22 protein-coding genes and 1 pseudogene are annotated in these 25020 nt (G+C 68.0%); 7 read left to right on the forward strand and 16 right to left on the reverse strand.

All coding sequences use genetic code 11. The annotated features are described in order from the left end of the window. From H0523_RS01835 to H0523_RS01870, 8 genes are all read right to left on the reverse strand, one after another. On the reverse strand, window positions 1-1184 hold a 1184-nt coding region (locus tag H0523_RS01835; RefSeq protein ID WP_180180000.1), incomplete at its 3' end, for a type IV pilus assembly protein FimV. A gap of 251 nt (window positions 1185-1435) precedes the next feature. After that, window positions 1436-2566, reverse strand: coding sequence for an aspartate-semialdehyde dehydrogenase (asd, locus tag H0523_RS01840; protein WP_049075090.1), 1131 nt, complete (start codon window positions 2564-2566; stop codon window positions 1436-1438). Window positions 2567-2797: 231 nt separating this feature from the next. Beyond that, window positions 2798-3874, reverse strand: coding sequence for a 3-isopropylmalate dehydrogenase (gene leuB, locus H0523_RS01845; RefSeq protein WP_054432450.1), 1077 nt, complete (start codon window positions 3872-3874; stop codon window positions 2798-2800). Window positions 3875-3911: 37 nt separating this feature from the next. Then, on the reverse strand, window positions 3912-4562 hold the full coding sequence (gene leuD / locus H0523_RS01850; protein ID WP_006394018.1) for a 3-isopropylmalate dehydratase small subunit: 651 nt from the start codon (window positions 4560-4562) through the stop codon (window positions 3912-3914). Between the two features lie 22 nt (window positions 4563-4584). Beyond that, entirely contained in the window at window positions 4585-5988 is a 1404-nt protein-coding gene (leuC, locus tag H0523_RS01855; protein ID WP_054432451.1) for a 3-isopropylmalate dehydratase large subunit, read from the reverse strand. Between the two features lie 260 nt (window positions 5989-6248). Continuing rightward, window positions 6249-7088: a M48 family metallopeptidase gene (locus H0523_RS01860; RefSeq protein ID WP_054432452.1), complete on the reverse strand. Its 840-nt coding sequence runs from the start codon at window positions 7086-7088 to the stop codon at window positions 6249-6251. Between the two features lie 42 nt (window positions 7089-7130). Continuing rightward, on the reverse strand, window positions 7131-8198 hold the full coding sequence (gene aroC, locus H0523_RS01865) for a chorismate synthase (protein WP_054432453.1): 1068 nt from the start codon (window positions 8196-8198) through the stop codon (window positions 7131-7133). A gap of 37 nt (window positions 8199-8235) precedes the next feature. Beyond that, window positions 8236-9702, reverse strand: coding sequence for a putative bifunctional diguanylate cyclase/phosphodiesterase (locus tag H0523_RS01870; protein WP_054432454.1), 1467 nt, complete (start codon window positions 9700-9702; stop codon window positions 8236-8238). A 533-nt stretch (window positions 9703-10235) separates the two neighbouring features. On the opposite strand from H0523_RS01870, the gene H0523_RS01875 reads away from it, so the two are divergent. Next, window positions 10236-12209 carry a bifunctional diguanylate cyclase/phosphodiesterase gene (locus H0523_RS01875; protein ID WP_231689965.1) on the forward strand — a complete coding sequence of 658 codons (1974 nt, stop codon included), beginning with the start codon at window positions 10236-10238 and terminating at the stop codon, window positions 12207-12209. An 8-nt stretch (window positions 12210-12217) separates the two neighbouring features. After that, window positions 12218-13756: a sensor histidine kinase gene (locus H0523_RS01880; protein ID WP_054432456.1), complete on the forward strand. Its 1539-nt coding sequence runs from the start codon at window positions 12218-12220 to the stop codon at window positions 13754-13756. Here H0523_RS01880 and H0523_RS01885 read toward each other — a convergent pair. Then, a complete protein-coding gene (locus H0523_RS01885; RefSeq protein ID WP_225856727.1) occupies window positions 13738-14394 on the reverse strand; it encodes a response regulator transcription factor in 657 nt (218 codons plus the stop codon). The genes H0523_RS01880 and H0523_RS01885 overlap by 19 nt on opposite strands. Between H0523_RS01885 and H0523_RS32160 the strand changes: the two genes are divergently transcribed. Then, window positions 14278-14742 carry a hypothetical protein gene (locus H0523_RS32160; RefSeq protein ID WP_231691907.1) on the forward strand — a complete coding sequence of 155 codons (465 nt, stop codon included), beginning with the start codon at window positions 14278-14280 and terminating at the stop codon, window positions 14740-14742. The two genes, H0523_RS01885 and H0523_RS32160, sit on opposite strands and share 117 nt — an antisense overlap. On the opposite strand, the gene H0523_RS01890 is transcribed toward H0523_RS32160, so the two are convergent. Then, the gene (locus H0523_RS01890) at window positions 14676-16163 is read right to left on the reverse strand and encodes a protein adenylyltransferase SelO (protein ID WP_054432457.1); all 1488 of its coding nucleotides are present in this window, start codon (window positions 16161-16163) and stop codon (window positions 14676-14678) included. The two genes, H0523_RS32160 and H0523_RS01890, sit on opposite strands and share 67 nt — an antisense overlap. Beyond that, on the reverse strand, window positions 16160-16531 hold the full coding sequence (locus tag H0523_RS01895; RefSeq protein ID WP_054432458.1) for a DUF2069 domain-containing protein: 372 nt from the start codon (window positions 16529-16531) through the stop codon (window positions 16160-16162). The genes H0523_RS01890 and H0523_RS01895 overlap by 4 nt, the downstream gene beginning before the upstream one ends. A 17-nt stretch (window positions 16532-16548) precedes the next feature. Between H0523_RS01895 and H0523_RS01900 the strand changes: the two genes are divergently transcribed. Next, window positions 16549-17862, forward strand: a complete 1314-nt coding sequence (locus H0523_RS01900) for a YihY family inner membrane protein (protein ID WP_054432459.1) — start codon at window positions 16549-16551, stop codon at window positions 17860-17862. 31 nt (window positions 17863-17893) lie between these two features. Continuing rightward, window positions 17894-18352: a CBS domain-containing protein gene (locus tag H0523_RS01905; protein ID WP_006387928.1), complete on the forward strand. Its 459-nt coding sequence runs from the start codon at window positions 17894-17896 to the stop codon at window positions 18350-18352. A 135-nt stretch (window positions 18353-18487) separates the two neighbouring features. Here the strand turns inward: H0523_RS01905 and dusA are convergent, their stop codons facing one another. Beyond that, window positions 18488-19504 (reverse strand): tRNA dihydrouridine(20/20a) synthase DusA, encoded by a 1017-nt coding sequence (gene dusA / locus H0523_RS01910; RefSeq protein WP_082404576.1) that lies wholly within the window; start codon window positions 19502-19504, stop codon window positions 18488-18490. A gap of 185 nt (window positions 19505-19689) precedes the next feature. On the opposite strand from dusA, the gene H0523_RS01915 reads away from it, so the two are divergent. Continuing rightward, complete coding sequence (locus tag H0523_RS01915; RefSeq protein WP_054432461.1) at window positions 19690-20658, forward strand: homoserine kinase; 969 nt, start codon at window positions 19690-19692, stop codon at window positions 20656-20658. Between the two features lie 65 nt (window positions 20659-20723). Continuing rightward, a complete protein-coding gene (locus H0523_RS32165) occupies window positions 20724-21527 on the forward strand; it encodes a BPSS1780 family membrane protein (RefSeq protein ID WP_054432462.1) in 804 nt (267 codons plus the stop codon). Window positions 21528-21533: 6 nt separating this feature from the next. Here the strand turns inward: H0523_RS32165 and H0523_RS32425 are convergent. From H0523_RS32425 to H0523_RS01935, 4 genes and pseudogenes are all read right to left on the reverse strand, one after another. Further along, window positions 21534-21824, reverse strand: a pseudogene (locus H0523_RS32425) (DUF192 domain-containing protein); the annotation flags it as partial. After that, the gene (locus H0523_RS01925; RefSeq protein WP_082385547.1) at window positions 21764-22507 is read right to left on the reverse strand and encodes a type II secretion system F family protein; all 744 of its coding nucleotides are present in this window, start codon (window positions 22505-22507) and stop codon (window positions 21764-21766) included. The pseudogene H0523_RS32425 and the gene H0523_RS01925, both read right to left, overlap by 61 nt. 12 nt (window positions 22508-22519) lie before the next feature. Continuing rightward, window positions 22520-23365, reverse strand: coding sequence for a type II secretion system F family protein (locus tag H0523_RS01930; RefSeq protein ID WP_054432495.1), 846 nt, complete (start codon window positions 23363-23365; stop codon window positions 22520-22522). Continuing rightward, window positions 23362-25017, reverse strand: a complete 1656-nt coding sequence (locus H0523_RS01935; RefSeq protein WP_054432463.1) for a TadA family conjugal transfer-associated ATPase — start codon at window positions 25015-25017, stop codon at window positions 23362-23364. The genes H0523_RS01930 and H0523_RS01935 overlap by 4 nt, the downstream gene beginning before the upstream one ends. Between the last annotated feature and the right edge of the window lie 3 nt (window positions 25018-25020).

Below are 25020 nucleotides of genomic sequence, written 5' to 3' on the forward strand. Positions count from 1 at the left end.
CCCGCTGCGCCTGTTGCACCCGGCGAACCCGCAGCGCCAGCCGCTCCGGCGCCACCCGTGGCCCCGGAAGCGCCGGTCGCCCCGGCGGCGCCCGATGCACCCGCAGCGCCAGAGGCCCCAGCTGCACCGGCGCCCGACCCGGACGCGCCCTGCCCGCCCACGGCCTTGTTCAATTCATCGACGTTGCTCTGCAACTGGTTCACGCGCCCTTCGGCATCCGCCATGGCGCGCTGGTTGGACGTGCGCTGATCCGCCTGCGCGTCGGCCTGCGCCGCCGCGCCATCCTGGGCCTGGCCCGAGGACAGGCGCACCCGGTCCTGCGGCTGCGAGGCGCTGGCCACGCCGGCGTCGCCAGGCTTGGTCACCGTGCCGGACGCCGCGTCCTGGCCCTTGACCACCGACGGATTGGCGCCGGCCGCCGCGCCGATGCGCGCGCGGTAGCGGGCAAACGCCTCGGCATGTTCGTTGAAGATGCGGCGCGCCTCGGCCGGATCCACCGCGCGGACCGTGGCCGCATCAGGAATCACCAGCTTCTGCCCCGCGCGCACCAGATTCATGTTGTTCTGGATGAAGGCCTCGGGGTTGGCGCGCCACAGCGCCACCAGCATCTGGTAGATCGAGGCGTTCGGCACGGCATTGCGCTGGGCGATGGCGAACAGCGTGTCGCCCGACTTGACGTTGACCGACCCGGCGACGCCCCCCGCGCGGCCGGGCGTACCCACCGCGGCCGGCGTGACGTCGGCGCCCGCGCCGCGCAGCGGCACCAGGATGCTGACCTGCACCTGGCGCTGGCCCGAACTGGAACTGATGTCGAGCAGCAGATCGACCGCGCCGCTGACCGGCGCCTGCGTCGACCGCACCCGCAGGTTCTTGCGGGTCGGATCCATGCCGTCCTCGACCCGCACCACCAGGCTGGCCAGCGGCGCCGGCGGTTTCAGGCCGGCGCGCTGCCAGGCGGCCTCGTCGGCCACCGACACGCGCAGCGACGACACTTCGTCGGGCGTGAGCTCCTGCAGCCCGACCAACGCCTGCAGCGGCGTGCCCGGCGCCGACACCACCCGCGAATGCCCCACCCGCATCGCCAACGCCGGACTGCAAGCGCCCGCGCCGATCGCCAGCGCGATCGCCCATTGGAGGGCCTTCAAACGGCGGGCATGCTTCACTTGGCGCGAACGCTGGGTCATAAGCTGGAATTCCGTTCTTATCGTCGATTTTCGGGCGGGGGCCTGTTCGTGGCGATCACGTGAGAACAAGCCTCAATTCACCCGAAAAGTGTAATGGATCGAGCGCGTTTCACAAACCTGAAAGGCGCATCGGCGTTGGCTGGCGGGCACATTGGCGCCCAGTCCGACACGCTGCAAACGACAAAGGCACCCGCGGGTGCCTTTGTCCAACCTGCCTTCGCGACCGGGCGGCCTGCGCCGCCCGCCGGGCCTCAGGCTTCGGCCAGCGCGATGCGCAGCATGCGGCGCAGCGGTTCGGCGGCGCCCCACAGCAGCTGGTCGCCGACGGTGAAGGCGCTGAGGTATTGCGGACCCATCGACATCTTGCGCAGGCGGCCCACCGGAATGTCCAGCGTGCCCGTGACCGCGACCGGGGTCAGTTCACGGATGGTCTCTTCCTTGGTGTTGGGGATCACCTTGGCCCATTGCGTGCCTTGCGCGATCAGCGCTTCGATCTCGTCCAGCGGCAGGTCGCGCTTGAGCTTGATGGTCAGCGCCTGGCTGTGGCAGCGCATCGCGCCGATGCGCACGCACAGGCCGTCGATCGGGGTGGCGGCGGTGCCGAAGGCGGCGCCGCGGCCGAGGATCTTGTTGGTCTCGACCTCGCCCTTCCACTCTTCCTTGGACATGCCGTTGCCCAGGTCCTTGTCGATCCAGGGGATCAGGCTGCCGCCCAGCGGCACGCCGAAGTGCTCGTGGGGCAGCGCCGCGTCCTTCTGCTTGGCCAGGATGCCGCGGTCGATTTCCAGGATGGCCGAGGCCGGGTCGTCCAGCAGCGGCTTGACGGCGTGGTTCAGCTCGCCGAACTGGGTCAGCAGTTCGCGCATGTGCTGCGCGCCGCCGCCGGAAGCGGCCTGGTAGGTCATGGTGGTCATCCACTCGACCAGGTCGTTGTTGAACAGGCCGGCCAGGCCCATCAGCATGCAGCTGACCGTGCAGTTGCCGCCGATGAAGTTGCGCACGCCGCGCTTGAGCGCCGCGTCGATCACGGGACGGTTGACCGGGTCCAGCACGATGATGGCGTCATCGGCCATGCGCAGCGTGCTGGCGGCGTCGATCCAGATGCCGTTCCAGCCCGCGCCGCGCAGCTTCGGGTAGACCTCGGAGGTGTAGTCGCCCCCTTGCGCCGTCACGATGATCGGCAGTTTTTTCAGAGCGTCAATGTTGTAGGCATCTTGCAGCGGGCCCGCGCCAGTCGCCCAAGTGGGGGCGGCGCCGCCAGCGTTGCTGGTGGAGAAAAACACCGGTTCGATCAGTGCGAAGTCGTTCTCGTCGCGCATGCGTTGCATGAGCACCGAGCCGACCATACCGCGCCAGCCGACAAGGCCTACTGCTTGATTCATTTCAATCGCTCTTTAAAGGTGGGGACAAGGTGTGGTGAAAAAACGTGCAAGAACCCAACAATTTATCAGAATGCACGCATAGATGTTGCGGCGCACCTTGAAAAAACGGGGCCACAATCAAAGCCGCCCCGCTTTCGCGGCGCCGCGGCAACATCGGCATGAAAAAGGGCCGCCCTGCGGGCGGCCCCCTGGAAGCGGGACCGCGCCGCAAGGGCGCGTCCCTTGCAGGCATCAGGCCAGGGCTTTGAGGACGGCGTCGCCCATGCCCGAAGTGCTGACCTTGGTGGTGCCGGGTTCGAAGATGTCGGCGGTGCGCAGGCCATCGGCCAGCACGCGGCGCACGGCGGCTTCGATGCGGTCGGCCTGCGGCGCCAAATTCAGCGAGTAGCGCAGCAGCATGGCGGCCGACAGGATGGTCGCCAGCGGATTGGCGATGCCCTGGCCGGCGATGTCGGGCGCCGAACCGTGGCTGGGCTCGTACAGGCCCTGGCCGCCGGCGTTCAGCGAGGCCGACGGCAGCATGCCGATGGAACCCGTCAGCATGGCGGCTTCGTCCGACAGGATGTCGCCAAACAGGTTGCCGGTGACGATCACGTCGAACTGGCGCGGGTTGCGCACCAGCTGCATGGCGGCGTTGTCGACATACATGTGCGACAGCTCGACGTCCGGGTACTCGCGCGCCACTTCGATGACGATGTCGCGCCAGAACTGCGAGGTCTCCAGCACGTTGGCCTTGTCGACGCTGCACAGCTTCTTGTTGCGCTTCCGGGCGGATTCGAAGCCGATGCGGGCGATGCGGCGCACTTCCGATTCAGCATAGCGCATCGTGTCGTAGCCTTCGCGTTCGCCGCTGAAGGCGCCGTCCGGCGACGAGCGCACGCCGCGCGGCGTGCCGAAATAGATGTCGCCGGTCAGCTCGCGGATGATCAGGATGTCCAGGCCGGACACGATCTCGGGCTTGAGCGACGAGGCGCTGGCCAGCTCGGGATACAGGATGGCGGGACGCAGGTTGGCGAACAGGCCGAGCGCCTTGCGCAGGCCCAGGATGGCCTGCTCGGGGCGGAACTCGCGCGGCAGGCTGTCGTACTTCCAGTCGCCGACGGCGCCGAACAGCACGGCGTGCGATTCCTTGGCCAGCTTCAGCGTGGCCGGGGGCAGCGGATGCTCGAACGCGTCGAACGCGGCGCCGCCAACGGCGGCCTGCTTGATGTCGAACGGCACGTCCAGCGCCTTCAGGACGCGCACGGCCTGTTCGATGATTTCGGGGCCGATGCCGTCACCCGGCAAGACTGCGATGTTGTGAGTCATGGAAAAAACGGTCCTGTGGTCGATAGGAAAGGTCGGGTCAGGCGATCGGCCGGCTTTCCAGCCAGGGATGGCGGGCCAGGCGCTCGGCTTCAAAGGCGCGGATCTTGTCGGCGTGGCGCAGCGTCAGGCCGATGTCGTCGAAGCCGTTGAGCAGGCAGTACTTGCGGAACGGCTCGATGTCGAACTTCATGGCGCGGCCGTCGGCCGCCACCACCACCTGGCGGTCCAGGTCGATGTTGAGCTTGTAGGCCGGGAACGCCTTCACTTCGTCGAACAGGCGCGCCACTTCGAGCTCGGACAGCACGATCGGCAGCAGACCGTTCTTGAAGCTGTTGTTGAAGAAGATGTCGGCGTAGGACGGCGCGATGATGGCGCGAAAGCCGAACTGCGTCAGCGCCCAGGGCGCGTGCTCGCGGCTCGAACCGCAGCCGAAGTTCTTGCGCGCCAGCAGCACCGAGGCGCCCTGGTAACGCGGCTGGTTCAGCACGAAATCGGGGTTGAGCGGACGCTTGCTGTTGTCCATGCCCGGTTCGCCATGATCCAGGTAGCGCAGCTCGTCGAACAGGTTCGGGCCGAAGCCGGTGCGCTTGATGGACTTGAGGAACTGCTTGGGGATGATGAGGTCCGTGTCGACGTTTTCGCGGTCGAGCGGAGCCACCAGGCCTTCGTGAGTGGTGAATGCTTGCATGATGTCGGTACTCGGTGGGCGCTTAACGGAACGTGCGGACGTCGACGAAATGGCCGGCCACGGCGGCGGCGGCGGCCATCGCCGGGCTCACCAGGTGGGTGCGGCCACCCTGGCCCTGGCGGCCTTCGAAGTTGCGGTTCGAGGTCGAGGCGCAACGCTCGCCCGGCTCGAGCCGGTCGGCGTTCATGGCCAGGCACATCGAGCAGCCCGGCTCGCGCCATTCGAAACCGGCCTCGATGAAGATCTTGTCCAGGCCTTCGCGCTCGGCCTGCTGCTTGACCAGGCCGGAGCCCGGCACCACCATGGCCTGGCGCACGTTGGAGGCCACGTGCTTGCCGCGCGCCACGACGGCGGCGGCGCGCAGGTCCTCGATGCGCGAGTTGGTGCAGGAGCCGATGAAGACGCGGTCCACGCGGATGTCGGTCAGCGGGGTGTTGGGCTTGAGGCCCATGTATTCCAGCGCGCGTTCCATGCCGCTGCGGCGCACGTCGTCTTTTTCGCGGTCGGGGTCCGGCACGCGCGAGTCGACCGGCAGCACCATTTCGGGCGAGGTGCCCCAGGTGACCTGCGGCTTGATGTCGCGGGCATTGACTTCGACCACGGTGTCGAACTTGGCGCCTTCGTCGGTGCGCAGCGTGCGCCAGTAGGCCACGGCGTGGTCCCACAGCACGCCGGACGGCGCGAACGGACGGCCGCGGAAGTATTCGATGGTCTTGTCGTCAACCGCGACCATGCCGGAGCGGGCGCCGGCTTCGATGGCCATGTTGCAGACCGTCATGCGGCCTTCCACGGACAGCGCGCGGATGGTGCTGCCGGCGAATTCGATGGCGTGGCCGGTGCCGCCGGCGGTGCCGATGATGCCGATGATGTGCAGGACGACGTCCTTGGCCGTACAGCCGAACGGCAGTTCGCCTTCGACCTTGATCAGCATGCTCTTGGCTTTCTTCATGAGCAGCGTCTGCGTGGCCAGCACGTGTTCGACTTCCGAGGTGCCGATGCCGAACGCCAGCGCGCCCAGCGCGCCGTGCGTGCTGGTGTGCGAGTCGCCACAGACCACGGTCATGCCCGGCAGGGTCGCGCCCTGTTCCGGTCCGATCACGTGGACGATGCCCTGGCGCAGGTCGTTCATGCGGAATTCGGTGATGCCGTACTTGTCGCAGTTGGCGTCGAGCGTGTCGACCTGCAGGCGCGAGATCGGATCATCGATGCCCTGGGCGCGATTCATCGTCGGCACGTTGTGGTCGGCAACCGCCAGGTTGGCGCCGTTGCGCCACGGCTTGCGCTGGGCGATGGCCAGGCCTTCGAACGCCTGCGGGCTGGTCACTTCGTGCAGCAGGTGGCGGTCGATATAGAGCAGACAGGTGCCGTCTGATTCCTGGTGGACGATGTGGGCGTCCCAGAGTTTGTCGTAAAGGGTTTGGGCCATGGATGCGCTCTGCAAATAGACAATCCGGCTCGTGCCTCGCGTGGGGCGAATCCATCGCTTCCACGCCGGCCGCTGCGGCATGTGAAGGATTATGCCCAGCCTCTGAACCTAGTACAACTACACCCAATATACTAGTACTACCACTACCATGGTGAACGGCTGGAATGGCCGCAAGCGGCCGCGGCATCGAGGCAGGAAGACGGTCTCAAAAAGGGAGCTGCGCCACGGACGGCGTGCGGCTGGACCCGGGGCGGCCCCGCCTAGCGCGCCGCGCGGCCCTTGGATTGCTCGTACAGCGGCAGCACCTGTTGCGCCGCCGCCTGCAGGTCGGTGATGCGCGAGGCGGCCGACGGGTGGGTAGACAGGATCTCGGGCGGCGCGTTGCCGTTGTCGGCGGCCCCCATCTTCTGCCACAGCGTGACCGCGGCGCGCGGATCGAAGCCGGCGCGCGCGGCCAGTTCCACGCCCATGCGGTCGGCCTCGGTTTCGTGGGTGCGGCTGTTGGGCAGCGTGAACATCACGTCGCTGAGCTTGCCGCCCAGGTCCGACGCGGCGCTCGAACCGGTCGCGATCGACAGCACCTGCAGCCCCAGATTGGTGGCCATCTGCTGCGATACGCGTTCACGCGCGTGCTCGCGCAGCGCGTGGGAGATCTCGTGGCCCAGCACCGCCGCCAGCTCGTCATCCGTCGGCTTGATCTTGTTGACCAGGCCGGTGTAGACGGCGATCTTGCCGCCCGGCATGCACCAGGCGTTGACCTCGTCGCTGGTCAGGACGTGCACTTCCCACTTCCAGTTGGACGCGTCGGGGCGGAACACGCCGGTCTGCGCGATCAGGCGCTGCGAGATCGCGCGCACCCGCGACACGAGCTGGGCGTCGCGGTCCAGCAGGTTCTTGGCCTGGGCCTGCTTGAGGATGTCGGCGTACTGCTGGTTCGCTTCCTGCTCCAGCGCCTGCGACGGCACCATGCTGGACATGTACTGCGTCCGGTTGACGCCGATGGCGCCCGACTGGGTGGTGTTCATCCCGGTGCAGCCCGCCAGGGCGGCCAGGGACAGGACGGCCACAACGCGGCGCAAGGGATAGCGATTACGGCTCATGCCAGCCTCCAACAGTCAGGAACAACGGGACGTGCGCGGGTCTCAGGCCGGATCGCCGCACTGGCCGCGGTGGCGCAGGGCGTGGTCGATCAGCACCAGGGCCAGCATGGCTTCGGCGATCGGCGTGGCGCGGATGCCGACGCAGGGATCGTGGCGGCCCAGCGTCTGCACCATCACCGGCTCGTTAGCGCGGTTCACGGAACGGCGCTCGACCCGGATGCTGGAGGTCGGCTTGATGGCCAGCGACACCGTCACCGGCTGGCCGGTCGAAATGCCGCCCAGCACGCCGCCGGCGTGATTGGTGAGGAAGCCGTCGGGGGTGAGTTCATCGCCATGTTCGGAGCCGCGCTGCGCGATGCAGTCGAAACCGGCGCCGATGGAAACGCCCTTGACCGCGTTCAGGCCCATCATCACGTGCGCGATGTCGGCGTCCAGGCGGTCATAGATGGGCTCGCCCCAGCCGGCCGGCAGGTTCTCGGCCACCACCTCGATGCGCGCGCCGACCGAATCGCCATCGCGGCGCAACTGGTCCATGTAGGCTTCCAGTTCGGGCACGACGTCGGCATTCGGCGCGTAGAACGGGTTGTTCGGCACCTCGTCCCACGAGACGAAGGGAATCGGGATCGGGCCCAGCTGGCTCATGTAGCCGCGCACCTTCACGCCGTACTGCTCGGCCAGCCATTTCTTGGCCACGGCGCCCGCGGCCACCGTTGGCGCGGTCAGGCGCGCCGACGACCGGCCGCCGCCGCGCGGGTCGCGCAGGCCGAACTTGCGCCAGTAGGCGTAGTCGGCGTGGCCCGGCCGGAAGGTGTCGGCAATGTTGGAGTAGTCCTTGCTGCGCGCATCGGTGTTGCGGATCAGCAGCCCGATGGGGGTGCCCGTGGTCAGGCCCTCGTACACGCCGGACAGGATCTCGACCTGGTCGGCTTCCTGGCGCTGGGTGACGTGGCGCGAGGTGCCGGGACGGCGGCGGTCCAGCTCGTGCTGGATGTCGGCCGCTTCCAGCGGCAGCCCGGGCGGACAGCCATCGATGACGCAACCGATGGCCGGCCCGTGGGATTCGCCAAAATTCGTGACGGTGAACAGAGTACCAAGGGTATTGCCGGGCATAGGAAGTCAACAGGTGGGGGTTTGCGAGCAACCCCGATTATGACACCGCCGACGCCAAAGCCTGAATTTCCGCGGCGGGCGCGGGACGTCCCAGCAGGAAACCCTGCATCACGCGGCAGCCCAGCGACTTGAGGATCTCGCGCTGCCCTTCGGTCTCGACGCCTTCGGCCACCACCGGCAGGTGCATCGCCTGGCACAGCCCGAACAGCGCCGACACCACCTCGCGGCTGCCGGCGTCGGACTCGAGCGCGGAAATGAAGCTGCGGTCGATCTTGACCCAGTCGATGGGCAGGTGCCGCAGATGGTTCAGGCTGGAATAGCCGCAGCCGAAATCGTCCAGCGCCACGCCGATGCCCTTGGCCCGCAGGGTGTTCAGGATCTTCACGTGGCGCTCGTAGTGCAGGATGAAGATCGATTCGGTGATCTCCAGCACCAGCTTGCGCGGCGCCAGCTTGGTCGAGGCAAGCACGTCGGAGACCAGTTGCACCAGGCCGTCCTCGTTCATCTGCTTGACCGACAGGTTCACGTGCACGCGCCACGCCGCCGGCCACAAGGCCGCCTGCGAGCAGGCGCGCTCCAGGATCCAGGCGCCCAGCGGCACGATCAGGCCGCTGCGTTCGGCCAGCTCGATGGTCACGGCCGGCGACACGCTGCCCAGTTCGGGATGGTGCCAGCGCAACAGCGCCTCGCAGCCCTGCACCACGCCCGTGCCGCTGTCGCAGACCGGCTGGTAGTACAACTCGAACTGGTCCATCGACGCGGTCGTCAGGGCCAGCCGCAGGTCGTTTTCCAGGCCCTGCTGGTCGCGCTGGCGCGCCAGCATGCGGAAGTCGAACATGTTCCAGCCGGGGCCGCCGCGCTCCTTGAGCGGCACCATGGCCACCTGCACGCAACGCTGCAGTTCCTCGACGCTGCGACCGTGGTCCGGATACAACGCCGCGCCCACGCGGAACACCGCGATCAGGGGCCGGCCGCCCAGTTCGTAGGGCACGGACAGGTCTTCGAGCAGCTTGGCCGAGACCTGGGCGGCGCCCTCCTCGTCCACGTCCGGAATGCACACGGTGAAGGTGTCGGTGCCGGTGCGGGCGACCATGCCGCCCAGCGCGCGGGTCAGCAGGCTGAGGCGGTCGGCCACCATCACCAGCAAGGTCTGGTCTTCGCCGGCCCGCAGCATCGCGCTGATCTCGGCGTACTGGTCAAAACTGACCAGGAAAAACGCGCCAATGCCGCGCGTGCCCGAGCGGGCGCGCGCAATGCCCAGGGATTCCTGGTTATCCTGCACCGGTCCGCCAGGACCGAACGCGCCCCTGCCGGACTGTCGTTCAGCCTGGTTCAACCACGCGCGCGCGCGGCGATGCAGCTCCCGCTGGCTCAGGACGCCGGTCAATTCATCACGCGTCAATCGCCCGCGCAGGACGCGTTCCCGGCGGACGAAAAACAAACTTATCGCTGCAAGTGCGCCCACGAGCGTCAGGCACAGTGCGAGCAGGTAACTCTCACGCACGGAGCCCCCTATCTAGAAACCCTTGGCGTTGTGGTCCGGAAAGAAACCCAAGGGCTGTAACATTTTTTAAATTATGCATTATTTTCGCAAAAAAACGCCACACTTCAGGAGCAACGCGCTCCCTTTCCTTCGATTCCTGCCCTGATCTGGTTGCTCGTTGGGGGTCATGACGGTCCTTGGATAGCAGTCGCTGGCCGGTCCTTTGCGCCATGCCGTGCCCTTACTACGACAGCCGGAACCGGAAAATTAATACGGCCTGTCTCAATAGTTATCATCCGGGCAATTATCACGAACGAAATAATTGCACAGGTTGTCTGATATCGCAGGTGATTTCGTAATATTCTGTATGTTCTGTGACATGCGGAATTACAGCGTACGCGGCGACACTGAGGTATTAGTAACGTGTGTCACGTTTCTTATCCAGCATTTTTCCCGTCAGGGCACTTGCGCTGCCCGACGTCTCCCCTTTCACTGGCAGGCCGGCATTGCACGGCACCGGCAACGGTGCGGGCCACGAAGGGAACCTCTAATCCATGTCCACATTACGCCGGCTGATCCTCTGTACCGCTCTCCTGATTGCCTTCATCCTGCTTGGCGCACAGGCCTTGGGGATGCTGGCCGCCCACCGTTATCTGAACACCCAGCTGGCCCAGCAGGGCCAGGCTGGCGCCAGCGCGCTGGCCTGGGTCCTGTCGCACGACCCGGGCGGCGTGCAGGACAAGCGGCAGTTGGCCGACGATCTGTTCGGGGCCGGCATGTATGCATTGGTGCGCATCGCCGGTGAAAACGGGGACACGCAGGCCGAACGCCGCGAGCCCGCCCAAAACAGGCAGGCGGGCGCGCCGCGCGACTGGCGTGACGCCTGGCTCTCCATGGACGCGCCGGCCGCCACCCGCCCCTATCTGGGGCCGGATGGGCGGCGGATGGGCACGGTCACCGTGCAGGCCGACGCCCGGCTGGCGCGCGACACCCTGTGGCAAGGCGGCGTCCGCGTCATCGGCCTGACCCTGGCCGCCGGCGTGTTCTGGACGCTGTTCGCCGCCAACCTGATGCGCTGGCTGGAGGCGCGAACCAGCCGCGACGGCCTGGGCCGCGACCGCGCGCGGGCAGAGGACGGCGCGAACGCCCGGCGCGCGCGTGAACCGGACGGCGTCGACGCGGCGCTGGCCGACGCCCAGCGCCAGGCCGCCGCCACGGTACAGCAGCAGAACGCGCGCATCGAATCGCTCGAAAGCGAAATCCAGCGCGACGCCGTCACCCGGCTGCCCAACCGCAAGTATTTCATCGACCATTTCCGCCAGGCGCTGACCGGCCGGGTGGCCGACACCGGCGGCCACATCCTGATGTTCCGGCAACGCGACCTGGCCCAGATCAACCGGCACCTGTCGCGCGCCTTCACCGACCAGTGGCTGCGCTCGTCCGCCGACCGGCTGCGCAAACTGGTGGACGCCAACGGCGGCGCCGACATGACGCTGGCGCGCATCGGCGGTTCCGACTTTGCCCTGCTGATGCCGCGCACCTCCGCCCCCCAGGCGGGCTTGCTGGCCGAGCGGATCCGGCATGAACTGCGCTCGCTGCGCGTGCCGATGGACAAGCACGGCTGGTGCCGCTGGGCGCTGGCGATGGCGGCCTTCACGCCGGGCGACAACGTCAGCGACACGCTGGCGCGGCTCGACCACGCCCTGATGTGCGCCGAAAGCGCCGACGACGACCAGATCGCGCCGGCCAGCCAGGCGCCCGACAGCACCCGCATCGGCGAATACAGCTGGCACGACGCGCTGTCCACGGCGCTGGAACAACACCGGTTCTCGCTGACGGTGCAGGCGCTGGCGGACGTGCGCGGGGCATTGTTGCATTACGAAGCCAGCCTGACGCTGCACGACAGCCGCGGCGCCGATCCGGTGCCGGCCGCGATCTTCATGCCGCCCGCGGTGCGCCTGGGCCTGTCCGCCGAATGCGACATCCAGGCCATCCGCCTGGGGCTGGACTGGCTGTACACCCACGACGCCGGGCTGACGGTCCACGTGTCGCGCGCTTCCCTGGCGCAGGGCGCGTTCCTGTCGCGGCTGGAACGCATGCTGGCCGACCGGCCGGCCCTGTCCCCGCGCCTGATCGTCGAGATGGACGCGGCCGCGCTGGTCGAGCTTGGCGACGAGATGCGCCAGCTGTGCCGCATCGTCACCGCCGCCGGCGGCCGTGTCGGCCTGTCGCGCCTGTCGCGGCAATTCGGCGCGATGGAACACCTGCACGAATATCCCCTGTCATACGTCAAGCTGTGTGGCGGTTTCATTACCGGCATCCTGCACAGCCCGGGCAGCCAGCACCTGGCCGCGACCGTCGTGGCGACCGCCGCCTCGCTCGGCATGTCGGTGTACGCTGAAGACGTCCCCGACGACGCCACCCGCGCCACCCTGGAGAAGATCGGGGTCCACGCGATTCGCGGCGCTGTCGTAAACTTCGCCCGCGCGCACGACCACGCGCCTGACCAACAATGGGTTCCTAGTTGACGGAAGGATTGTTTCTTCGCACCCTTTGGCGCTCGCGCCAACGCCGCGCCGACCGCGCGGCCGCCCCGCGCGCGGCGCGCCGCGCATGGCCCGGATCGCTGGCAGGCCTGCTGGCGTGGCCCGGCGCCGCACTGGCCGACGCGCCCGGTCACGCATCCGCCGATCTGCTGATCGGCCTCACGGCCGGCATCGCGCTGGCCTGCGCCGTGGCCTGCCTCATCGCCTGGTTCTACACCCGCGCCGCGATCTACGGCGCCGGCCTGGCCTTCGCGCTGGTCGAGGGCATCCTGCGCACCCAACCCACGCTGTTCCCCGCGGGCGCGCTGCAGGCGGGCTCGTACGCGGCGCTGCTGGCCCTTTCCGTGCCCCTCATCACGGCCGGCCAACCGGCCGCGGCGCGGCTGGCCACCGCCTGCCGCTGGGCCTGCATCGGGCTGACCGGCCTGGCCGCGCTGGCGCTGATCTTCGTCTATGACACCGATGGCGGCCTGATGCCCACGCTGATCGCCGGCGCCGGCGCGACCGCCAGCGCGGTGCTGGCGGCCTGGTTCCTGGCCGCCGCCGCCCGCCCCTCCCCGCGCCGCGCCGCGACGCTGGCGCTGGGCGCGGTGCATCTGTCATCGGTCTGGATCCTGGCCCACGACGCCTGGTCGGCCCCCGCCGAGGGCGGTCCGCTGGTGCCGCTGGCGCGGCTGCTGCTGGCGCTGGCCACCCTGCTGCTGGCGGGACTGGAACGGCGGGTTCAGACGGAGCCCGCGCGCCAGGAAGCGGATGACGCCCAGCAACTGGTCCAGGGCGAATTGCGGCTGGTGGAAATGACCGGCGCGCTGGACGCGCAACGCCAAATGAACGCGCTGATCTCACACGAACTGCGCGCCCCGCTCGCCACCATCAGCGCCGCGGCGCAATCGCTCGACATGATCCTGTCCGGCAGCGGCGAGGCCGTCGACAACCGGCTGGCGCGGATCCACCGGTCGGTGACCCGCATGACGGAACTGATGGAACAATTGCTCAACCAGGACCGGCTCGGCGAGCAGGCCTGGACCCCGCGCGGCGAACAGACCGACATGTCCGAGCTGGCCGGCGACGTCGTCGCGGCCATGCAACCCGATACCGCCCACGCGTTGCGGCTGCAGACCAGCGGCGCGGCGCTGCCGGTCTATTGCGACCGCGCGCTGACCAGCGTGGTGGTGCGCAACCTGATCCACAACGCCGTCAAATACTCGCCCGCCAGCGAGCCGATCCGGATCGAAACCGGCCAGGCCGAGGAGCAGGGTGTGCCGATGGCGTGGGTGGCCGTGACCGATCGCGGCCCCGGCATTGGCGTGGAGGAACAGGCGCGCATCTTCGAGCCGCGCTTTCGCCGCGCGGCCCATCGTGAAACCCAGGGCATGGGCATCGGCCTGTATCTGGCGCGGCGCATCTGCCAGAGCCAGGGCGGCTCGCTGGCGATGCACAGCGAAGTGGGCGTGGGGACGCGTTTCGTCATCACCCTGCCCGCCCGGCCTCCCGGGCCGGACACGCAGGCTCAGGCCGCGAACACGTAACCCTGGCCGCGCACTGACAGCACCGGCAGTTTCAGGCCCGCGCTCTGCGCCTTGGCGCGCAGCCGGCTGACCAACACGTCGATCCGGCGCAATTCGAACCCGCCCGGACTATCCGGCAGGAACAGCTCGGCCAGGGCCTGGCGGCTGACCGCCGAACCGGCCGCGTCCATCAACGCCATGAGGAAGGTCCGTTCCTGGGCGCTCAGGTGCAGCGACGCGCCATCCGGCGCCACCAGGATCCAGCCGCCATCCTGCAACGACCAGGAGGTGTCGGCCGCCGCCGCGCGGGTCTCGGCATCGGCCGGACGCGGCGACTTGGCCAAGCGCATGCGGCGCGCCAGGCTGCGGATGACGGAACTGAGTTCCAGCAGGTCGACGGGCTTGGTCATGTAGACATCGGCGCCGCCTTCCAGGCCGCGCACCCGGTCCTCGAGCGCGCTGCGGCCCGTCAGCATGACGATCCCCACCGGACTCAGCGCGCGCAGGCGCGTCGCCACGGAAAAACCGTCCTCTCCAGGAAGATGGGCGTCGAGTATGACGATATCGCAGGGTTGTTCCTGCAAGCGGCGGTAGAACGCCGCGGCATTGTCACAGGCGAACGCCACACGGAAACCGTACCCGCCCAGGCCCAACGCCAACTCCTCCCGGAAGTCCGCATCATCCTCAAGCAGGCCGATACACAGCAAACCATCTGCGCCAGGCATATTCAGAGTGCTTTTATATTGAAAATTGTCGACAAATGCCCCAGTGACAGGCATGCCATCCTGAGTGTCCCGCAGGCGACAATCTTACGACTTTTACAATGGAAACGAATGATTGCAGAGAAAAAAACCGCGATTTTTCGTCTCAATGCGCCAATTTTCCGTATTTTCCGCACTCAAAATGCCGCTTTGCCATCAATACGCGCGCACAACGAACATCAGGACGAACAACTGACCTCGATGCCATTGGCCCAGTCCGGCGGCAGGCTGGCGTACTTTTCGTAGCCAGTCCGGGCCGTGAACGGCGCGCGCAGCAACGTCATCAGCGTCTCGATTTCGCTGGCGTCGCCGGCCTTGGCGGCGCGGATCGCCTCTTCGGCCAGGTGGTTGCGCAATACATATAGGGGGTTGACCCGGTTCATGGCCTCGGCCACCTCGGCCGCCGGACGTCCGTCCTGCGCCTGGCGCGCCAGCAGGCGGTCGAGCCAGGCCGCGGCGGCCTCGCGGTCGATGAACAGGTCCTGGAACGGCGCGCGGTTGCCCGACACGGCGTCCGCCAGCCGCCGCCAGGTCAGGGTGAAATCGGCCTGATTGGCGTCCATCAGCTTGAGCAGGTCATCCAGCAGCGGTTCATCCGCCGGGAGCCAGGCCGCCAGGCCCATCTTGGCGCCCATGCGGTCATGGAAGGCGCGCGTGAACACGCCCTCGAATTCGTCCAGCACCGCGCGCAGGGCATCGACATCCTGCACCAGCGTATGCAGGCTGCCGCCCAGGCGGTAGAGGTTCCACAGCGCCACGGAAGGCTGGCGGTTCCAGGAATAGCGGCCTTCGGAGTCGGAATGGTTGCAGACATGGCCGAGCCGGAAACCGTCCATGAAACCATAGGGGCCGTAATCCAGGGTCAGACCCAGGATCGACATGTTGTCGGTGTTCATGACGCCATGGCAGAACCCCACCGCCTGCCAGTCCGCCATCAGCAATGCGGTGCGGCGGGTGACCTCGCGCAGCAGGCGCACGTAGGGCGCGGTGTCGCTCGGCGCTTCGCCGGCGGGCACGGCCCGGCATTCGGGGTAATAGTGGTCGATCACGTAGTCGGCCAGCGTCTTGAGCAGGTCCGGCTGGCGGCGTGAAGACCAGTGTTCGAACGAACCGAAGCGCACGAAGCTGGGCGACATGCGCGTCACGATGGCGGCCGTTTCCACGGTTTCGCGCCACACCGGATCGTCCGAGGCCACCAGCGCGAGCGCGCGGGTCGTCGGGATGCCCAGGCCGTGCATCGCTTCGCTGGCCAGGTATTCGCGCACCGACGAGCGCAGCACCGCGCGGCCGTCTCCCATGCGCGAATACGGCGTCTTGCCGGCGCCCTTGAGCTGCAATTCCCAGGCGCCCGCCGGCCCCTGGATTTCGCCCAGCAGATGGGCGCGGCCATCGCCCAGTTGTCCGGCCCACACGCCGAACTGGTGGCCGCTGTAGACCGCGGCCAGCGTATCGCCGCCGGGCAGCGGCTGCGCGCCGGAAAATACCCGCAGGAATTCCGGCGTCCGCAGCACGGCCGGGTCCAGCCCGATCAAGGCGGCGGCCTCGGCGTTGGCGTGCAACAGCCGCGGCTGGTTCAACGGTTGCGGCTCGAGCCGCGTGTAGAACGCGGCCGGCAGCGCCGCGAACGAATTGACGGCTTGCAGTTCGGACAGGGAATGGGCGCTCATGCGCGTTGGCTCCTGGCGGCCCGCTTGGCCGGCCGCACGTAGAAAATGGCGCTGACGAAGAACACCGTCGACAGCAGGATCTCGCCCCACGCCATCAGCACCGACAGCGGCGCCGGATCCGACATGGCGCGCACCACGCCCTCCATCAGGTAGAGCAGCGACAGCATCGAGGCCCACTGATACGTATAGAGGTTGCCGCGCACGATGCCGCGCAGCGGCAGCGCCAGCGGCAGCGCCTTGAGCAGCATCCAGGAGCCGCCCGGGCGCAGCGGCGCCACCAGCGTTTCCCAGGTGACGCACAGCACGATCAGGGCGAACAGCGACAGCGAGGCCGCCAGGCGCAAGCGGGGGTTGAGTTCAGGGTTCATGCTGCTATTATCGCCTGATGAACCGCCCCGCCGAGCCCGCCGCCGCCGCGACGGCGGCCCCCGAGCCCCCGCCCCCGCGCGCATCGTGGGCGGTGCGGGTCGGGCGTGCCTTTGTCTTCACCGCGCAGCGCGCCGACGAAGAAAAGCTGCTGCAGGTCGCCTCCAGCCTCACCTTCACCACGGTGCTGGCGATCGTGCCGATGCTGGCCGTGGTGCTGTCGCTGTTCACCGCGTTTCCCGTGTTCCAGGAATTCCGGGTCGCGCTCGAGGACTTCCTCGCCAACAGCCTGATGCCGCCGTCCGTCTCGGACAACATCATGGAATACCTGAACCAGTTCGCCCGCCAGGCCTCGCGCCTGACCGCGATCGGCGGCGCGTTCCTGCTGGTGACCTCGCTGCTGCTGATCATGACGATCGACACGGCCTTCAATGACATCTGGCATGTCACGCGGCAGCGGCCGCTGCCGCAGCGGGCGCTGGTCTACTGGGCCGTCATCACGCTGGGGCCGGTGGTGGCGGGCGCCAGCCTCTGGGCCACCTCGTTCGTGGCGCGCGAATCGCTGGGACTGGTGCGCGACGTGCCCGAGATCGTCAGTGTCGCCATTTCGTTCATTCCGCTGGTGCTGACGGCCCTGGGCTTCGCCGCCCTGTTCGTGGTGGTCCCGAACCGCCAAGTGCTGTGGCGCGATGCCCTCATCGGCGGCTGCGTGACGGCGCTCGCGCTGGAGGTCATGAAGTCCGCCTTCGCCTATTACCTGACGCGGTTCCCCACCTATACCGTCATCTACGGCGCGTTCGCCACGCTGCCGATCTTCCTCTTGTGGATCTACCTGTCCTGGCTGGCGGTGCTGCTGGGCGCCACCCTGGCCGCCAGCGCCCCGCTGATCCGCCTGGGACGCTGGGAATTCAACCGCTATGCGGGCGCCCCCTTCGTCGACGCGGTGGAGGTCCTGCGCACGTTGCGCCGCGCCCAGTCCCGCACGCCCCCCGGCCTGCCGGCCAGCCAATTGGCCTCGAAGCTGAAACTGCACCAGGATGAATTGAACGACGTCCTGGAAACCCTGTGTGACATGAACCTCGTCACACGCACCCCGGACGACCTCTGGGTCCTGACCTGCGACGCCCGCGAGACCTCGCTGGCGCCGGTGGTCGACCGTTTCCTGCTGGATCGCGGCCAGCCGCGGGTGCGCGACGACGGCGAAATCCTGCGGGTCGCGGCGGCCGTGATTTCCCGGGAAAATACGCCCGTGCTGGAAGAACTCTGCGGAGAAGCGCAAAATACCGGAAATGGCGTCGCCCCGGTATTGCAGCTGGAAGCGAACAAGAAATAGCAATCAGGGCACCACCGCCCAGGAGAAACCGATGTTGAAGGTCAGCGAGATTCTGCGCGTCAAGGGAGACACGCTTTACACGGCATCGCCGGACATGCCCGTGTCCCAGGCCGTGCAAACCATGAGCGAGCAGGATATCGGCTCGCTCGTCATCATGGAATTCGGCACGCTGGTCGGCATGCTGACGTTCCGCGAGATCATCCGCCACATGCACGCGCATGGCGGCGCGGGCGAAACCACCATCCGTTCCATCATGGACGACGCGCCGGTCAGCGTGTCGCCCAACACCAGCGCCGACGAAGTGCAGCGCCTGATGCTCGAAAAGCACGCGCGCTACATCCCCGTCATGGACGGCCCGACGCTGATGGGCGTGATTTCGTTCTACGACATGGCCCAGGCCATCGTGGCCGCGCAGCAGTTCGAAAACAACATGCTCAAGGCCTACATCCGCGACTGGCCCGCCGAAAGCGCGGAATCGACCCAGTCCTGAGCCACCGGCGGTTGCCGGGCGGCGGCGTCATCGCCGGAGCCCGGCGATCGACCAATGGACAACGCCCAGGCGGCCTCGCGGCCGTCTGGGCGTTGTTGCATTCAGGGGCGATACGCGTTCAGGGACGATGCGCGTTCAGGCGCCCGCCGGCGCCGCCGTCAGCGCGGCGCCGCGTTCCGGCGGCGCATGCCGCTGGCTGCGCCAGGCGTCATAGATCAGGGCAGGATCGTTCGCGGCCAGCAGCGCCGGATCCGACAACATGCGACGCCAGCGCCGGGCGCCCGACTGGCCATTCACCAGGCCCAGCATCGGCCGCGTCATGACCCGCAGCGGCACGCCCTGCGCCACCTGGCGCGCGGCGTATTCCATCATCGCGTCGACCACCTGGGCATCGCTGGGCAGGCGCACCGACGGCCACAGCTGCAGCGACACTTCGGACAGCACCCGGGGCGTATGCCAGGCCGCGCGGCCCAGCATCACGCCGTCGAAATCGGCGGCCGCGCGCACCGACTGCCCGGCATCGGCCAGCCCGCCGTTCAGCACGAAGACGCAGTCCGGGAAATCCTGTTTGAGCTGGCGCACCACGTCGTAGCGCAGCGGCGGAATCTCGCGGTTGTCCTTGGGCGACAGGCCCTTGAGCACGGCATTGCGCGCATGGGCGATGAACACCCGGCAGCCGGTGTCGTAGATCTTGCCGACGAAATCGCGCACGAAGGCGTAGGACTCGTCATAGTCCAGCCCCAGGCGGTGCTTGACCGTCACCGGGATGTCGACCGCGTCCTGCATCGCCTTGATGCAGTCGGCGACCAGGTCGGGCTCGGCCATCAGGCAGGCGCCGAACGCGCCCTTCTGCACCCGTTCCGACGGACAACCGCAGTTCAGGTTGATTTCGTCATAGCCCCACTGCCGCCCCAGCCTGGCCGACTGCGCCAGCGCATCCGGCTCGCTGCCGCCCAGCTGCAACGCGACCGGATGCTCGGCCTCGTCGAAGTCCAGGTGGCGCGCGACGTTGCCGTACAGCAAGGCGCCGGTGGTGATCATTTCGGTATACAGACGCGCGCGCGGCGCCAGCAGCCGGTGGAAATAGCGGCAATGCCGGTCGGTCACATCGATCATCGGGGCGACGCACAGCCGCCAGTCGGGGGAGTCCAAGAATCACTCGTCAAAACAAGGGGATGCGGTATTTTACGGTGCTTGGCGGGATTCTGCCCGGCAAGCTGGCCAACGACGGCGCCACCGCCCCGGGCCATGTGGTCTAAAATTGCGCCGCCGCCGCGCGCAAGCACGCGCCCGCGTCCGTGGCACACGTCCGTCAACTCCCCTCTTCTCGTAGATCAATGGCCGTATTCACCCCCGTATCCGATGACGACGCACGCGCCCTGCTGGCGCATTTCGACCTGGGCGAGTTCGTCTCGCTGCGCGGGATTACGGCCGGTATCGAGAACACCAACTACTTCCTGTACACCAGCCGCGGCGAGTACGTGCTGACGCTGTTCGAAGTGCTGACGCACGCCCAGCTGCCGTTCTACATCGAACTGATGTACCACCTGGCCAGCCGCGGCATCCCCGTGCCGCAACCGCAAACGCTGCGCGACGGCACCCGCCTGACCACGCTGCACGGCAAGCCCTGCGCCATCGTCTCGCGCCTGCCCGGCGGCTACGAACCCGCCCCGGGGGCCGCCCATTGCGCGCTGGCCGGCGCCACCCTGGCCCGCGCCCACCTGGCGGCGCGGGACTTCCCGATCCAGCAGCCCAACCTGCGCGGCCTGTCCTGGTGGACCGAGACCGCGCCCAAGGTCCTGCCCTTCCTCGAAGCCAGCCAGGCGCAGCTGCTGCAATCCGAACTGGCCGCCCAGCAGGCCGCGGCCGCCAGCCCCGCCTGGCAAACGCTGCCCGCCGGTCCGGCCCACTGCGACCTGTTCCGCGACAACGTGCTGTTCGCCGGCACCTTCGAGGATCCGCTCATGGGCGGCATCATCGACTTCTACTTCGCCGGCTGCGACACCTGGCTGTTCGACGTCGCGGTCAGCGTCAACGACTGGTGCATCGAACGCGACACCGGTGAATTCGTCCCCGAACTGGTCGACTCCTGGCTCGACGCCTATGCCCGCGTGCGCCCGTTCACCGACGCCGAGCGCCAGGCCTGGCCGCTGATGCTGCGCGCGGCCGCCCTGCGCTTCTGGCTGTCGCGCCTGTACGACTTTTTCCTGCCGCGCCCGGCCCAGACGCTCAAGCCGCACGACCCCCGCCATTTCGAAAGAGTGTTGCAAGCGCGCCACCGCCCGGGCCTGCCGGTATTGCCGTAATCGTTACGCCCCCCATAATTGGGGGTAGCACGTCCCTTATTGAGAGATCACTCCCCAAGAGAGCCATGCAAGCAGCATTCCTACCCGCGTCTTCCGGCTGGCAATGGGTCCGAGACGGCTTCCGTCTGTTCCGCAAGCAACCCCTGGCCATGTACACCTGGGCGCTGGTCAACAGTCTCCTGGTCATTTTCGCCTTCGCCGCACAGATCGTCGGCCCGATCCTGTTCATCGCGCTGATGCCGTCGATCACGTTGATGAGCCTGGCGGCCTGCAAGCATGTCGAGGCGGACCGGGTCATGCTGCCCTCCATGTGGGCCAAGCCACTCAAGCAGCCTGGGGTGTTCCGCAAACTGTTCCTGATGGGCCTGTTGTACGCGGCCGTCAGCCTGGCGGCCGGGCTCGCCACCTTCCTGCCGTTCTCGGCCGCGTTCAACGAAGGCATGCGCATCGCGTCCATCGAGAACAGCATGGAACCCATCCTGATGGCCTTGCGCGCGCCGCTCATCATTTTCACGATTCTCTATATCGTGATCGCGGCGCTGTTCTGGTATGCGCCGGTGCTGGTCGCCTGGCATGGCTTGCGGCTGACGCAGGCGCTGTTCTTTTCCGGCATCGCCTGCTGGCGCAACAAGTGGGCGTTCCTGGTCTACGCCGCCACCTGGGTCCTGATCGCCCTGTTCCTGGACCTGTGCTCCGGGCTGCTGGTCGCTCTCGGCCTGTCGCCGCAATTGGCCAGCACGCTGCAGATCCCGTTCACGATCGCCGCGGCAGGCGTGTTCTATTGCAGCTTCTATCCGTCGTATACCTCCGTGTTCGGCATCAACAGCCCCAGCCCGAACCTCGACAACGGCCACGGCGCCCAGGCATAACGCCACCCGGCAGGGCGCCAGCGCCCTGCACACCTTCACCACCCGCCGGTCGCGCGCCACGAACACCACGTCGATGGCATGGCGCATGCCAAAGGTATGCACCGCCCGGCAAGGTGCCAGCAACAGGCCCGAACGCGGTCCCGGCGGCCGGCGTCCCAGCAATCCGCGCATCCGGCCCGGCCAGCTCCGGACCCGCAGCAGCCGCAATCGCGCCCGCGGCAAAGGCAGGCGGGCGCTCACCAGCCCCCCTGCAGCAATCGCACGGCAATCGGAAACGCCAGCACGATGAAAGTGCATGGGAAGATGCAGCCGATCAACGGCAACAGCATCTTCACCGGCGCCTGCAACGCCAGCCGTTCGGCGCGCCACGCGCGTTCGCTGCGGCATAGCCTGCCCTGCTCCCGCAATACCGGCCCCAGGCTGATACCCAGGGCGTCCGCCTGGGCCAGGGCCGCGGTCCACTGACGCACCAGAGGACTGCCGCAACGATCCGCCAGGGCCTGCAGGGCGGCGGCCCTGGACAGGCCGGCCCGCATGTCCGCCAGCGCCTCGCCCAGAACGTCGCGCAACGGTCCGGGAGGGCCATTCGTGGCGGCCATTCGCAGGGCGCCATGCGTGCTCAGGCCAGCCTCGACGCACAAGGTCATCAGATCGAGGACGAACGGCAAGCCCTGTTCGATCCGCCGCCGACGTTTCCGTATCCGGCCTCGCAGCCATATTCCCGGCAAAGCGCCCGCCATCAGCGCGCCGACGACGCCCCACGCGACGTAGCCAGCGGCCCCTGAATCCGTCGGCGATGGCCCGGTCAACATGCCGCTGCCTCGCAACAACGACACGGCCAGGCCCGCGAGTGCGGTGCCCGCCATCGCGGCCAACAGACTCAGTATCACGATGCCCTCGCCGAGCATGGTCGCGGGCAACCCCGCCCTGGCGGCCGTCGCCGCAAGACGCATGCGCCAGGCTTGCGGATACAGCCCCATCGCCGTCCTCCCTCAGAAATCGATCCGGACGATGCGCCGGATCAGCAGGATGCCGGCGATTTCCAGCGTTGCCAGCAACGCCAGCACCATCCAGCCTTGCCTCGTATGCCACAGCAACGCCATGCCGTCCGGCTCCAGGCGGCTCAGCACCGCCAACAGCAACACCGGCAGCCCGCCAACGATCCAGGCCTGCATGCGGCCCTGCGAGGTCAGGGCCTGCACCTTCGCCTGCCACTGCAGCCGCGCCCGCACCGCCCGCGCGATGCCGTCGAGCGCCTCGGCCAGACCGCCGCCCGATTGCGCGGCGACACGCATCGCCACCACCACGAGCGTGGTCGAGTCGGCCGCCATCCGCGTGTTCAGATGCTCCAGCGCCTCGTCCCAGGGCACCCCCAGCCGCTGCTCGCGCAGCACCAGTTCAAATTCCTGCGCCAGCGGCGAATCGCCCTGCGCCACCACCTGCCGCAGCGCGGGCGTCAGGGCGATGCCCGCGCGCAGGGCTGACGCCAGCATCAGCAAGGCCATCGGCAGCTGGCGCTCGAAGCGCCGGATGCGCCGTCGCCGCCAGGCGTTCATCAGCACGCGTGGCGTCCGCAGAGCCAAGGCGACCGCCAGTACCGCGCCAGCGGCGCTGGATGTGGCGATAAAGGCCAACGCCGCCGCGAGGACCGACAGCGCCATCGGCCCCGCCCACAGCCATGCCGGATCGACAAACAGGAACAACTCTCCGAGGCGCCCCTCCGCCTCGTGCGTGTAATGCTCGCGGTAGCGCCGCAGCGCGGGCGCGAGCCAGCTTTGCGCGCCCCAGGCCAATGCCGTGACGCACACCGTGGCGGCAAGCGCGGCGAGCCAGATCACGCCGGTCTCGCCGCGCAACCGGCGCCCGCGGCCACGTGATCAACGGCGAACCAGGACACATCCAGGCCCTGGCCCGCCTCCTGCCATGCCTGCGCGAAGCTGGGCACGACGCCGCACCCGGCGAATCCGCCATGGCGCTCATGCCGGAACAGCTCCTGCAGCTGGATGCGCCCGCTCTCCATGCCGGTGACTTCCGCGACGGACGCCACCACGCGCCGCCCGTCGGACAATCGCGCCTGCTGCACGATGATGTCGATACTGGCCGCGATGTGCTCGCGCACGACGGCCAGCGGCAGGTCCAGCCCCGCCATCAGCACCATCGACTCCAGGCGCGCCAGCGCATCCCTGGTGGAGTTGGCGTGCAACGTGGTCAATGAGCCTTCGTGCCCGGTATTCATGGCCGTCAACATGTCGAAGGCCTCGGCGCCGCGGCATTCCCCCACCACGATCCGGTCCGGCCGCATGCGCAGCGCATTGCGCACCAATTCGCGGATATCGATCCGCCCGCGCCCCTCCTGGTTGGACGGCCTGGCCTCGAGCGACACCAGATGCTCGTGGCTCAACCGTAGTTCCGCCGCATCCTCGATGGTGACGATGCGCTCGCCTTCCGGGATTTCGTTGGACAGGACGTTCAGCAACGTGGTCTTGCCCGTCCCCGTGCCGCCCGAGATCACCAGGTTCTTGCGCAGGCGCACGCATCGGGTCAGGAACCGCGCCATGGCATCGCTGAGCACGCCCGTCGCCAATAGATCCGGCATCCCGGGCCGGCGCGTCGGAAATTTGCGGATGGTCAGGCTCGCGCCTTTCAACGCGATCGGGGGAATGATGGCGTGCACCCGGGAACCGTCGGGCAGCCGCGCGTCCACCATGGGCGAGCTTTCATCGATGCGGCGTCCCAGCGGGGTGACGATGCGCTCGATGACCCGGCGCACCGACTGTTCACCGGTGAAGGCGCCGGCATGGCGCCACAGCCGGCCGTCGCGCTCGACGTAGATTTCGTCATGCCGGTTGACCATGATCTCGCTGACGTCCGCCGCCGCCAGCAACGGTTCCAACGGCCCCAGCCCGACCGCTTCGTCCAGCACCTCGCGGCACAGGGCCTCCCGGTCGACGGCCAGCGGTAAGCCAGCATCGTCGGCCACGATCAGCGACAACAGGCGCGCGGCCTCGGCGCGCAGCATCGCGTCGCTCATGCCCGCCACGTCGCGCCGGCGCAGGTCCAGCGCGCCCAGCAGCGCGGCATGCAGCCGGCGACGCCATTGCAGGGAGGGCAACGACGAGACAGGCTGCGGGGTCGCCGCCACCTCCTGCACGGGAAACGACGGTGGCGCGGCCGGCAGCGCCGCGTTGCTCCCGCCGTCCCGCCGCGCGGGCGCCACCTTCAGGCGGCAGGGACCGATCAGGATCTCGTCATCCGGCCCCACCGGCACATGGCGCGCCACCCGCAAGCCGTTGACAAAGGTGCCGCCAAGCGCGCCGAGGTCCTCGAGCACGATCGCCGACGCCTCGCGCCGCAGCCGCGCATGCTGGCGGCCCACGCGCCAATTGGCGATACGCAGGTCGCAATGGACGCCGCGGCCGATCAACACCGGCATCGCAGCCACAATGGTCCGCACGGCGGCATCTTCAAGGGTCATCTGGATTTCAAGCATGGC

The organism is Achromobacter insuavis, assembly GCF_902859645.1.
GTDB classification, from domain to species: domain Bacteria; phylum Pseudomonadota; class Gammaproteobacteria; order Burkholderiales; family Burkholderiaceae_B; genus Achromobacter; species Achromobacter insuavis.